This window comes from Sporosarcina sp. GTC18466 (assembly GCF_055389225.1).
The window spans coordinates 1,467,881-1,480,833 of the sequence record NZ_AP044037.1 but is presented as its reverse complement, the minus strand read 5'-3'; the positions used below and the strand labels follow the sequence as shown (position 1 = coordinate 1,480,833).

Genomic DNA, 12,953 nt, shown 5'->3' with positions numbered 1-12,953 from the left:
CATTTCGGAACCGCTTAGGAGGACATGTCATGTATGAACATAACGCGAACCAGATGATACTGCCACACGAATTCTTTTTGCCGTTCGGAGGGCACTTGAACCCTGATAACCGTTGGGTTCGTATGGCTTCTATCATTCCTTGGGCTGATCTTGAGGAAGCCTATCTGAAGTCGCTTGGCGACCCTAATCAAGGAAGTAAGGCATATACCGTGCAACTTGCACTTGGCGCACTGATCATCAAGGAGCGGCTTGGCTTGAGTGATGAAGAAACCGTGGAAGTCATAACAGAAAATCCCTATATGCAATACTTCATCGGACTGCACGCTTTTCAAGATGAACCACCGTTTCACGCATCTTCCCTGACGCATTTCCGCAAGCGTTTCAACATGGAACTTGTGAATCAGCTGAATGAATCCATTACGGCCGCACATCGGAAACCTGCGAATCCTACGGATTCGGATGATGACGAGCCGAAAGGCGGGAATGAAAGCCCAGCAGTAAGCCCGGAGCCTTCGCATCCGAAAGAGGAAACGCCTGTCTACAAACAAGGGAAACTTCTGATCGACGCCACTTGTGCCCCTTCCGATATTGCATACCCCACGGATATCGGTCTCTTGCATCAGGCGAGGGGAAAACTTGAAACGATGATCGATACGTTACACGCAGAACGCCCTCATGGTGCCAAAAAACCGCGTACCTATCGCAAGAAAGCACGGAAGGAGTATCTCGCCTTATCCAAGCAACGGAAACCTGGCTACGAGAAGATACAGGCCTGCCTGAAGGGACAGCTATCCTATGTCCGTAGAAATCTGAAGCATGTAGAGAATCTAGCGGATGAAGTTGGACTTACCAAGCTGACACGGGCACAGTACAAAGACCTGCTGGTCATCCAGGAACTGTTCCGTCAGCAGACCATCCTGTTCGAAAACGGGTCACATTCAATTGAGGACCGAATCGTCAGCATTTCACAGCCCTATATCCGTCCGATTGTACGAGGGAAAGCGAAAGCAGCGGTTGAATTCGGTGCAAAACTTTCAGTCAGCTTGGTCGATGGGTATGCATACCTTGAGACGCTTCAATGGGATGCTTATAACGAAGGGACTCTTCTACAAGAATCCATCCTGGCGTACAAGGAACGGTTTGGCTACTATCCGGAAGCCGTTCTCGCGGATACTATCTACAGAACCCGGGAAAACCGGAAGTTCTGTAAAGAACTTGGCATCCGGCTGAGCGGTCCGAAACTCGGCAGACCGGCCAAGAATCAGCATGTCCTCTCAGAACAGAAGAAGGTGGAAAAACAGGACCACGGCGAGCGTAATGCCATCGAAGGCAAATTCGGTGAAGGCAAACGCGTATATGGGCTGGGTCTTATTAAAGCACGCCTTCAAGCCACAAGTGAGACGACAATTGCCCTCCAACTGGTCACCATGAATCTCGAAAAGATCCTCCGGGATACTTTTTTGTCATTTTTCCTTCGTTATGATCGACAATCATTATGCTTATTTTCTATGAAGCCTAATTTTCCAGTTGCTTAAATTAGGTTGTTCAGTAGTCCCTAAATAGGGGTTACTGAACAACTCGAATTTCCCTATAAAATAAAGGGTTTAACACGTTATTTGTCGAAATAAGTGCATACTGAAAAAATTAAATCCATTTCGGAACCGCTTAGGAGGACATGTCATGTATGAACATAACGCGAACCAGATGATACTGCCACACGAATTCTTTTTGCCGTTCGGAGGGCACTTGAACCCTGATAACCGTTGGGTTCGTATGGCTTCTATCATTCCTTGGGCTGATCTTGAGGAAGCCTATCTGAAGTCGCTTGGCGACCCTAATCAAGGAAGTAAGGCATATACCGTGCAACTTGCACTTGGCGCACTGATCATCAAGGAGCGGCTTGGCTTGAGTGATGAAGAAACCGTGGAAGTCATAACAGAAAATCCCTATATGCAATACTTCATCGGACTGCACGCTTTTCAAGATGAACCACCGTTTCACGCATCTTCCCTGACGCATTTCCGCAAGCGTTTCAACATGGAACTTGTGAATCAGCTGAATGAATCCATTACGGCCGCACATCGGAAACCTGCGAATCCTACGGATTCGGATGATGACGAGCCGAAAGGCGGGAATGAAAGCCCAGCAGTAAGCCCGGAGCCTTCGCATCCGAAAGAGGAAACGCCTGTCTACAAACAAGGGAAACTTCTGATCGACGCCACTTGTGCCCCTTCCGATATTGCATACCCCACGGATATCGGTCTCTTGCATCAGGCGAGGGGAAAACTTGAAACGATGATCGATACGTTACACGCAGAACGCCCTCATGGTGCCAAAAAACCGCGTACCTATCGCAAGAAAGCACGGAAGGAGTATCTCGCCTTATCCAAGCAACGGAAACCTGGCTACGAGAAGATACAGGCCTGCCTGAAGGGACAGCTATCCTATGTCCGTAGAAATCTGAAGCATGTAGAGAATCTAGCGGATGAAGTTGGACTTACCAAGCTGACACGGGCACAGTACAAAGACCTGCTGGTCATCCAGGAACTGTTCCGTCAGCAGACCATCCTGTTCGAAAACGGGTCACATTCAATTGAGGACCGAATCGTCAGCATTTCACAGCCCTATATCCGTCCGATTGTACGAGGGAAAGCGAAAGCAGCGGTTGAATTCGGTGCAAAACTTTCAGTCAGCTTGGTCGATGGGTATGCATACCTTGAGACGCTTCAATGGGATGCTTATAACGAAGGGACTCTTCTACAAGAATCCATCCTGGCGTACAAGGAACGGTTTGGCTACTATCCGGAAGCCGTTCTCGCGGATACTATCTACAGAACCCGGGAAAACCGGAAGTTCTGTAAAGAACTTGGCATCCGGCTGAGCGGTCCGAAACTCGGCAGACCGGCCAAGAATCAGCATGTCCTCTCAGAACAGAAGAAGGTGGAAAAACAGGACCACGGCGAGCGTAATGCCATCGAAGGCAAATTCGGTGAAGGCAAACGCGTATATGGGCTGGGTCTTATTAAAGCACGCCTTCAAGCCACAAGTGAGACGACAATTGCCCTCCAACTGGTCACCATGAATCTCGAAAAGATCCTCCGGGATACTTTTTTGTCATTTTTCCTTCGTTATGATCGACAATCATTATGCTTATTTTCTATGAAGCCTAATTTTCCAGTTGCTTAAATTAGGTTGTTCAGTAGTCCCTAAATAAATACATAACTGTTCGGCGGCTGTGCACCATCTATTTTTGGATGGCTTGCACAGCTTTTTTACGGATTTCGCTGTTCCTTGATTCTCTTATCCCTCGTGAATTATTTCTCTTGCTTTTGTCTTACATAGGTGTATACTGAAGATGTAGCTTACGTAAGACATAAGTATATTTTGGTGGGGAGATGAAGAAATTGAGTCCAACAGTAACAATTCGATTTAATGAGAGTGAGTATGCGGCCGTGCAAGAACTGGCGGGCCAGCATGGACTCTCGGTAGGTGTATTGGTGAAGGAAATGGCGATTCATGCGGCAGATTATAAGGAGGAGATGGAAGTGACAGTTGAAGAGGTACATGAAAAAGCAGCAGTATTGAAAGCGGGTGATGAATTTAAAGTGCGCGATCTTTTTGAAGAGACGGTTTGGAATTCATTTTCTATTGGCTCTCGTTTATCGCTCGGAAGGAAGTTTATCGGCAAAGTGCTGAACGATGACACGTACAAGCGATTGTATCGTTTTGTGAAAAAAGACAGCGACAATGCGGCAATTTATGAGCGGCTATAAGGATAATCTCCAGAAATGAATACTGGCAGCCTGCCAAAAATACACGTCTCCCCTACACAAATAATACGAATTCTATCAAAACATTATCTGGGTAGGTATAACTGTCAAATGGGAATCCAATAGCCGCTGAAGACACCGATTGACGTGCGTTCCAAGTAAGGTCACTGTAAACCGCCAGTAATTGACGTACATTGGAAACTAAAGCCGAATAGCACTGTTATGATCTATGGCTATGATGAAAACAATAAGCTTCTTGATACTTTCCTTCATACGATTAAGTGATGAGGACGGCAGCACCTTGGTAGGAGCAGACCGCACATAAATGTTCATGTGCGGTCTTTTTCATTATACAGAAAGAGGTTGCAACATTTATATTCTTTCTCGTAATATCACTTGAAAGCAGTGTATCCTAACCGATATAGTTACTAGGCCTAAATGGCCAAATGATATTGTAAACTATAAAAGGACGTGAACCAATGAAACAACAATTTAATTCCATCCGTGTCAAGCTGATAACAGCATTTGCACTTATTCTGATCATTCCCGCAATCAGCATCGGATGGCTGTCGTACATAGAAGCAAAAAATACGCTGGAACATCAGATTGCCGGGGAGGCAGAAGAAAATATTCATATCTTGGACTCTATCATTGACGATACGATCGCTCCAAAGATCCATGATATTGAGACGATGAGCGAGCAGGTGCAAAAAAGTATGTATGCCGGCAATGAGAGCCCCGATCTCCGAAGCAAACTGGCCCAGTACGCAGCGCTGCATCCTGAGATTTTGAGTATCTATGTCGGAACGGAGCAAGGTCATTTTATTCAGGAACCGGTCATTAATGATACGTCTGCCTATGATCCGCGGACCCGGGAGTGGTTTAAGCAATCGATGGAACGAACCGGAGACATTATCATATCGGAACCTTATCCTGATGCGTCTGTAGATGCTCTCGTCGTCACTATTTCAAAGACAGCGAAAGATCATTCCGGGGTGATTAGTGTTGATATTACGCTGGATTATATTAACCAGCTGTCTGAGCAAGTGAAGGTTGGTAATGAAGGTTATTCGTTTATTTTGGACCAAGACAAGAAATTCATTTCCCATCCGACACGTGAACCAGGATCTCTGGCGGAGGAAGCTTTCTTTGAGAAGATGTATACCGACAAACAAGGTGCCTTTGACTATGTGTTCGATGGCTCTCCAAAATTCATGGCGTTCATGACAAACGACGTCACAGGATGGAAAATTGGAGGAACGCTATATCAAAAAGAAATCCAAGCAGCCGCAGCTCCGATTCTTATGAAGACTGTTGCAGTTATTGTGATTGCGTTAATCATAGGTTCCGTGGTGACGTTCTTCATCCTCCGTTCTGTCCTGAAACCGATTGGCACTTTGAAGGAACAAGCGCTGACCATTAGCGGGGGGGACCTGACTGAAGTGATTGATATTCAATCGAATGATGAGATTGGACAGCTGGGCATGGCTTTCCGGGACATGCAGAGCAGCTTGAAGAATTTAGTGATCCGGATTGAAAAAAACACTGAAATGGTCGCAGCGTCTTCAGAAGAGCTGACTGCTAGTGCTGAACAGACGACTTATGCCACGGAGCATGTTGCTGAAGCCGTCCAAGAGGTGGCGGGCAATGCAGAAAGCCAAATGAACAGTGTGGCCTTCAATAGCGAGCTGATTCAGCAAGTTACCATGGGAGTCGCACAGATAGCGAATCGATCCAAGGCTGTACTGACGCTGGCGAACCAAATGATGGGGCAGGCAGAGACTGGCGGCCTGGCAGTCAAAGATACAGTCGGACAGATGGCATCCATTGAGTCATCTGTATCCGAGTCAAATGAGATGATCAGTTCTTTAGCGAAACGGTCTCAGGACGTGGGTACCATCCTGCATGTGATCACGGGGATAGCGGAGCAGACCAACCTGCTATCGTTGAATGCAGCTATCGAAGCGGCCCGAGCTGGAGAACACGGAAAAGGCTTTGCGGTCGTCGCAGACGAGGTGAGAAAGCTGGCAGAACAATCTCAGCAATCGGCGACTGAAATCTTTACGATCATTAAGGGAATACAACAGGACACTGAAAATGCGGTGCATATCATGGCGCAAGTGACAGAAGACGTAAAGAGCGGCATGACGATATCCAATGAAGCTATTGAGAAGTTTACCGACATTCTAGGCAGTACGCAGGAAATTACACCGGAAATGAATGAAATCTCAACTTTAGCCCAAACAGCGCGAGATCATATTCAGGAAGTAGAGGAAACAGCCCGCCAACTTCAGAACCTGGCGAAAGAGAACGCTTCTGCGTCCGAAGAAGTAGCAGCTTCCACCGAAGAACAACTGGCGTCCATGGAGGAGATTACGGCATCTGCTAAAACGCTGTCGTCGATGGCGGAAGAATTGCAAGAGCTGATTTCTCATTTCAAACATACTGAGCATAATGAAGTGAGCTGATAAGTTGCTGGTCCATAGAAGATGCTGTGCAGGAAATATGTTTCTTGCACAGCTTTTCCATATTATCTCACTGAAAAGTTCCGGTCTGCAGTACAATATACCAAAGGACTCCTAACTAGCTTGTGTATACATAACTAGATAGACAAAGGCAGTGCAATAAGTATTGAAAAGAGGAGATGACAGAATGCAAGCATCCCAAAAACTAATTTCCTACATCCCTTATTTTGAACAACTTGCAACAGACGATTCAAAGACACCCACCACAGGCGGCAGCTTGCTGTACATGGAGTACGAACCGGCAATCAATGAGTTCATCGATGATTTTTATCAAACGGATTTAGTGGACACAGACTATACGGCCACTCTGCATGAGCATGGCATACAGTCTTCCGAAGAGATGGGGAAGGCACTTCCAGGCGCCGATCTGTCGCTGCTCAAGGCCATCATGACGCAAATGATCCGGGAAGAACGGTTTGTCGCAGGAGCGATCGCTTCCTATAGTAAGAAGGGGTATTTTCTTCAGGCGCTTCAAAGACTAGCTGATCTGCTCGGCGATACAGAGTATTCTAAGGCAAAAAAGACTTTGCTGGATGCAGATTACCTGATGGAGCGCGTTGTTCCGCTTTCAGGCGATCCTGCAGACCCTTATCTGAGGCCGTTTGTTCTGGCCGCCGACCGGCATCAAGCGCATGATGCGTTTCTTATCGGGATTAATCCTGCCACTTCGATCAACCAGGAGTGCGTTCCAGTTAAAGAGTATGCGGCCATGCTGCTGGATGAGACGGAATTTGAAAAGACCTATGAGAAATTGCGCAAAGGAATGGGGAAGACGGGTGTATCGAAGACCAGATCTGGTGCGAGTCAGCTAGCAGGCCGGCTGGAGGCGGAGACGGGGGTGCCTGTCCTGCGCACGAATGTCGCCACGTATCCAACCCAGCGTGCAGACGGATTGAAGGGAATTCCCCAGGAAGAGATAGTCCGGAGTGAGCGGCTATTCTTTGACCTTCTCGAGGAGCATAAGCCCCGCACGTTACTAGTATATGGATCTGATGCATTGGAGCGGCTCGCAAAATTGCTTCAGGAAACGGGGCTGATCGGCAAAGCTCCTTCGGCCGGCGTGCGGGACATCGAGAAGTCCGCATCGCCGTGTCTGCATTTCACGTACGCAAACGGGAAAGAAGCATCCGTTTTTGCTTGCCGTCATCTCATGTATTTCGGCAGTGGAGGGAAGACGTTTGAACCGTTTGTACAGGCTGTCATCCAGCATATCAATAGAGAAGAAACAGCGTTGCTGGCTAGCTTGTTTTTGCTGACAATCGATGCAAGTGAATATACCTTGAGTTTGGTCAATCGCTCAAATGATAATGCTAAACGGATCCGCATCCATGTGAATGGTCATATGAGTGAAGAGGGCGATGTGTTTACAATGGACTACGAGAAATGCGTAGAGACACTCAAAGCGAATGAGACTCTGGCAGTCGAAACGCTGACCTCTGTAGATCTTGATTATATGACGGAATACAATGTGACCTTCACAAAGGACGGCAAGTGGTTCTGGATGCAGTTTGAGAACAGGAAGCTGCGCAATGCCGAAACGCTTGAGACAGAAGCGGGCCGGAAAGCGTGGCAGATACCTTGCTCAGCAGCAGGTTCTGCATCTGGCTCTTCCTTGCTAAGCGTCCTTTTTAAGGATGGCTATGAAATTGAGCCATCTGGAAAAGGGTCATATTTTGCAAAAATGATAGAGGAAAAACCGTTTACGGAACAGGCGCTGCGTGAACTGTACCGCTTGGCCGACTTCTATTACCGCGGCGAGGGACGAAATGATTCAAGAATCTGGGGCATGGCAGACTTTCTTCAGGAAAACCATGGCGTCCGGTTCGAACAGTCGGAAGGCACGGAGATCCTTCTGGCATATTGCATGGCGGGCCTCGACTTTTTTGGGCTGACGGAGCAGGAGATGGCGAGGATTTTTATGAAGTGCGCATTGTAAGGAACTGCTATGCCCTACCGGCTGCCTGCTAAGGTGATACAACGGCGTTCCAAGCGAACTGGACAGCAATTCACGACTTAAAAAAGTTTTCCCCCATACGAAAATCTTCTAAAAATGGTATACTGTTCGTATCATTCAAAAGATACCTAGTAAAGCCCAGCATCAAACCTGTTGGCGGCATGGAGAAGGAGAGCATTGGACAACTATGAATAAGACTGTGATTCGGACAATGGAATTGCTATATCTGTTTACTGACCACGCGGAGCTGACATTCCAGGAGATTGTGGATTTGTCGGGGATGCCGAAGAGTTCGGTGTACCGGATGCTGTTATCGCTGGAAGAGATGAAATTTCTGGAGAAACAGGGGGATGCGAAGTACCGGCTGGGGACGATCTTCCTGACATTCGGGCAGCTGGTGGCAAACCGCCTCAGCATCCGGCAGATTGCGCAGCCCATCATGCGCCGTTTACATAATGAGGAGCACCATGCGATTAACCTGGCAGTCTTGGAGGGGGACGAAGCGATCTATGTGGAGAAGATTGACGAGTTCCAGAAGGTCAAGCTGTATACTTCGGTTGGCCGGCGGAGTCCGTTGTATGGCGGAGCTTGCGCAAGGGCGATCCTGTCGTTCCAGCCTGATTCGTTCATCAACCAGTATTTGGAGCGTGTGGAGCTGCAGGCGTATACGAAGCATACGATCACGGATCAGGATATCCTCTGGGAGACCATCCGGGAGGCGCGGGACAGGGGGTATGCGTTCAGTCAGTCGGAACTTGAGAATCATACGGCTTCCCTGGCGGCTCCCATTTACAATTATGAGCGGAAGGTGATCGCTTCTTTGAGCATCGCCGGCATTGAGGCTGAGTTTTCCGATGAGGAAGTCAAGCGGCTGGCGGGTAAAGTGATGGAGGCGGCGCAGCAGATTTCCGCTGCGATCGGACATTGATCAAATAGGAAAGAGCGCCGGCTTCCCTTCGGCAAGGGGCCGGCGCTTTTGGCGTCATCTGGTATTTTGAAAGTCTTCGAACATCTGATCATAGCCATTCGAGCGGAAATCGCCCTGCTGGAAGTCTTCGGTTTTCAGTGCGTGCAGCAAGAATTCCTTTGTCGTAGGCACGCCGTCCACCCGCAGTTCCCCGAGTGCCGTGATCATTCTTTGGATGGCGTCCGGCCGGTCTTTTCCGTGGACGATGATTTTGGCGATCATGGAGTCGTAATAAGGGGGGATCGTGTACCCTGTATAGATGGCGCTGTCCACCCTGACTTGCGGTCCTGCGGGCAGGTGGGCAAATGTGATGGTACCCGGATGCGGCATGAAGTGCCTGTCCGGGTCTTCGGCGTTGATGCGGCACTCGATCGCCCAGCCGTCCATCTGCATCTCTTGTTGGGCAAGCGGCAGCGGCTGTCCGCTGGCAATCAGGAATTGCCATTCGACGAGGTCGGTGCCTGTGACGACTTCCGTGATGGTATGTTCCACCTGGATCCGTGTGTTCATCTCCATAAAGTAGAACTCCCGGGCCGCGGCGTCATAGATGAATTCCACAGTGCCGACACCGACGTATCCGACTGCCTGTGCAGCACGGACGGCAGCCATTCCGAGCTGTTCTCTCATCGGCCCGTCGATGACGGAAGAGGGGGCTTCTTCGATCAGTTTCTGCATCCGTCTTTGCGTCGTGCAGTCACGCTCCCCGAGGTGGATCGTGTTGCCGTGCTGATCGGCAGCGATCTGGATTTCGATATGTCGGAACTGCTCGATATACTTTTCAATATAGACCCCGCTGTTATTGAACACGGACAAGGCTTCGTTCTGGGCGGCTTTGAACTGGTCGATCAGCTGTTCTTCGCGAAATGCGAGGCGGATCCCTTTGCCGCCGCCTCCTGCTGTCGCCTTGATGATCAGCGGATAGCCGATGCCGGCGGCCGTTGCAAGCGCTTCTTCCAGCGATCCGATGAGTCCGTCAGACCCTTCCACAACTGGCACGCCCGATTGTTTCATCAGCAGTTTCGCCTCGTCTTTCACGCCCATGGAACGGATGGCGCGGGCGGATGGGCCAATGAACTGGATGCCCATGGTCTCACACATTTCAGCGAAGGCATCATTTTCGGACAGGAATCCGTATCCCGGGTGGATGGCGTCACAGTTTGTCGCAAGAGCCAGATGGATGATCAGGTCTTGCCGCAGATAGCTTGCGTGCGACAGGGCAGGCCCGAGGCAATACGCTTCGTCGCTGAACTGGACATGGAGCGCATCCCGGTCAGCGTCTGAGTAGACCGCGACTGTCCGGATCCCCATATTGCGGCATGTACGGATTATGCGGACGGCGATCTCCCCGCGGTTCGCAATTAACACTTTTTTAATCATCCAGATCACTTTCCTTCAGCTTCAGGACGACATCACCGTATTGGACCAGGTCTCCATGCTGGCAGAGGATCTCCGTGATTTCTCCGTCCGCCGGGGCCTGGACTTCGTTCAGCAGTTTCATCGCTTCGAGCAGGAACACGACGTCGCCTTTCTTCACTTTCTGTCCCACTTGGATCAGCGGTCCGCTGTCGCCCGGTTTCTCCAGATGCAGGTTCCCTAGAAACGGAGCTTTGCATTCAATGTCCGCCTCTCCGGTTTCCGGTTCATCCAATATTTCAATCGGCTGCGGGTCTCTTGGATCTGCATGTTTTTGATAGGAGGTGCCGGCTGTGCGGTCCTGTATCAAGGCAGACGCGCCTCCCGCATGTTTATCAAACCGGATCTGCATGCCTTCTTTTTCGAGTATCCCTGATTGCAGCGTGCTGCCATCGAGCAGTTTCAGCAGTTTTTCGATGGATTCTAGTTCAGATTGTGTAAACATTTTGCCACTCCTCATGTTGTGTGTAGTCGGTATTGAATCGATTGTCTGATTTCCTCAAGTGCTGCCCGCTGCTTCAGCATGGCCTGCTCCGCCTCCTGCATGGAAACGAAGCTGAAGCTGATTTCGTCCAGCGGCTTCAGCTGGGCGAGAGCGGAGAAATCGGCGGAGATCACCTGTCCGATTTTCGGATAGCCGCCTGTCGTCTGACGGTCCGCAAGCAGGATCATCGGTTTCCCGCTCGGCGGGACTTGGATGGTGCCGAATGCGATCGCTTCCGACAGGAGGTCTGCCGGTTCTTTCAGTGAAAGCGGCTGCTCTCCCTGCAAGTGGCACCCCATCCTGTCGCATTGATTGGAAGCGGTGTACACTTGCGATTCGAAAAGGGACAGGCTGCCAGAGTCAAACAGGGGCGTGTGGCGTGTTTTCAGCACCCGGATGGAAGTGCGCTGCTGAAAACGTTCGAAGTCTCCGAAATTCACGGACCAGTCGACAGGCTTGCCCTTCTTTTGAAGCTTGTCGAATATCGCCTGCTGCTGCGCATTCATGGGCGACAGAGGAACCTGGTCGCCCTTTTGCAAGGCCCTTCCTCCAAATCCACCGATTTTCCCTTTCACATATGTACTTTTGCTATTCAAGATGATCGGGACGTCGAAACCGCCGGCGATGGCAAGGTACGAGCGCACGCCTTGACGCGTCCCGAGGAATTGGAGTTCTTCTCCGGCTCTTACAATGACCGGGCGCCAGAGCGGCATCGCCGCGCCGCCGAGAAGCGGGGAGGCGTCGGCTCCAGTGACGGCTATGAGCCTGTCGCTTTCAAAGCGCACGGCCGTCATGCCGAACGTGATTTCAAGAGCTGCCTCGTGCACCCCGTTTCCGACCAGTGCATTGCCGACCGCAAGTGCGTGCTGATCCATTGCGCCTCCGACGACCATGCCGTACTGCTGGAACCCCCAGCGGCCCGTATCCTGGATGGACGCATGGATACCCCCGTTAATGACTTTCAGCATGTTCGGCCCCTCCCATATCAAAGAATTCCTTTTCAGAAATCGAGTAAAACTGCAGCCGGTCTCCCGCTTTCAGAAGGGAAGGGGGATGCTTTTCAGGCTGGAAGAACGGCAACGGCGATCTTCCGATGATTTGCCAGCCGCCTGGCGTTTCAATGGAATAGACACCGGTCTGCGGTCCAGCTATGCCGACCGAACCGGCAGGAATGGAGGCGGCAGGCGTCCCTTTCCGCGGGGTGGAGATTGCAGGGTCCATGCCCCCGAGGAAGGGGAAGCCGGGTGCAAACCCCAGCATATGCACGGTGTAGACGTTTCGGCTGTGGATATCAATGACCTCCTCGATTGACAGATTATGATAGTCCGCGACATAGGCCAGGTCAGGCCCGAATTGCCCGCCGTAACAGACGGGAATGCGGAGAATGCTGCCTGTCTCTGCTTCCCGAATCTGGATCTTCTGCAAGAGGTCTTCGATCATCTGGATGAACTGCTGCTGGACATCCTCCGTCCCAAAGCGCGACGCAATTTCCATAGGATCGTAGAAGATTGTCAGGTTATTGTATCCGGGAATCGATTCAATGTAGCCCGGAGGAGGCATACTGTCCAGCCGGTCCATAATGGCGTGGTGGTACGCCAGATACTTTTCGTTGATATCGTCACCGAACGAAATATAGATGCCATGGTCATTGAAAGGTTCTATTTGGTAGTTCATGTCATGCCCTCCTCTTTTATTCCCGAATAACGGGAACTAGGTTTTAAGAAATGGTACTATCATTATCAAATATTCTGTTTAGAAACACAAGAGGAAAAATACACTTGAATTCAGCTTATTTTGTGTTAGAATAAATTTTATAACTTGAAACAATAGTTTCGATATT

10 protein-coding genes are annotated in these 12,953 nt (G+C 49.9%); 6 read left to right on the top strand and 4 right to left on the bottom strand.

Translation table 11 applies throughout. From position 1 onward, the window contains the following. Positions 1 to 29: 29 nt before the first annotated feature. The 6 genes from ACZ5FK_RS07150 to ACZ5FK_RS07125 all read left to right on the top strand — a co-directional run bounded on the left by ACZ5FK_RS07150 (position 30) and on the right by ACZ5FK_RS07125 (position 9,177). Complete coding sequence (locus ACZ5FK_RS07150) at positions 30 to 1,535, top strand: IS5 family transposase (protein WP_464807205.1); 1,506 nt, start codon at positions 30 to 32, stop codon at positions 1,533 to 1,535. Positions 1,536 to 1,680: 145 nt separating this feature from the next. Then, positions 1,681 to 3,186 (top strand): IS5 family transposase, encoded by a 1,506-nt coding sequence (locus ACZ5FK_RS07145; protein WP_464807205.1) that lies wholly within the window; start codon positions 1,681 to 1,683, stop codon positions 3,184 to 3,186. A gap of 218 nt (positions 3,187 to 3,404) precedes the next feature. Continuing rightward, positions 3,405 to 3,773, top strand: coding sequence for a DUF1413 domain-containing protein (locus ACZ5FK_RS07140; RefSeq protein ID WP_464807204.1), 369 nt, complete (start codon positions 3,405 to 3,407; stop codon positions 3,771 to 3,773). A 476-nt stretch (positions 3,774 to 4,249) separates the two neighbouring features. Continuing rightward, a complete protein-coding gene (locus ACZ5FK_RS07135; RefSeq protein WP_464807203.1) occupies positions 4,250 to 6,238 on the top strand; it encodes a methyl-accepting chemotaxis protein in 1,989 nt (662 codons plus the stop codon). 184 nt (positions 6,239 to 6,422) lie between these two features. Then, positions 6,423 to 8,231, top strand: coding sequence for a DUF6508 domain-containing protein (locus tag ACZ5FK_RS07130; RefSeq protein ID WP_464807202.1), 1,809 nt, complete (start codon positions 6,423 to 6,425; stop codon positions 8,229 to 8,231). A 205-nt stretch (positions 8,232 to 8,436) separates the two neighbouring features. Then, the gene (locus ACZ5FK_RS07125; RefSeq protein WP_464807201.1) at positions 8,437 to 9,177 is read left to right on the top strand and encodes an IclR family transcriptional regulator; all 741 of its coding nucleotides are present in this window, start codon (positions 8,437 to 8,439) and stop codon (positions 9,175 to 9,177) included. A gap of 54 nt (positions 9,178 to 9,231) precedes the next feature. Here the strand turns inward: ACZ5FK_RS07125 and accC are convergent, their stop codons facing one another. Genes accC through pxpB form a run of 4 tightly spaced genes read right to left on the bottom strand, consistent with a single transcriptional unit; the run spans position 9,232 to position 12,787 of the window. Then, the gene (gene accC / locus ACZ5FK_RS07120; protein ID WP_464807200.1) at positions 9,232 to 10,593 is read right to left on the bottom strand and encodes an acetyl-CoA carboxylase biotin carboxylase subunit; all 1,362 of its coding nucleotides are present in this window, start codon (positions 10,591 to 10,593) and stop codon (positions 9,232 to 9,234) included. Further along, positions 10,586 to 11,074, bottom strand: coding sequence for an acetyl-CoA carboxylase biotin carboxyl carrier protein (locus tag ACZ5FK_RS07115; protein WP_464807199.1), 489 nt, complete (start codon positions 11,072 to 11,074; stop codon positions 10,586 to 10,588). Before ACZ5FK_RS07115 ends, accC begins: the two co-directional genes overlap by 8 nt. Positions 11,075 to 11,085: 11 nt before the next feature. After that, positions 11,086 to 12,081, bottom strand: a complete 996-nt coding sequence (locus ACZ5FK_RS07110; RefSeq protein ID WP_464807198.1) for a 5-oxoprolinase subunit C family protein — start codon at positions 12,079 to 12,081, stop codon at positions 11,086 to 11,088. Then, positions 12,065 to 12,787, bottom strand: coding sequence for a 5-oxoprolinase subunit PxpB (gene pxpB / locus ACZ5FK_RS07105; protein ID WP_464807197.1), 723 nt, complete (start codon positions 12,785 to 12,787; stop codon positions 12,065 to 12,067). Before pxpB ends, ACZ5FK_RS07110 begins: the two co-directional genes overlap by 17 nt. Positions 12,788 to 12,953: the final 166 nt, after the last annotated feature.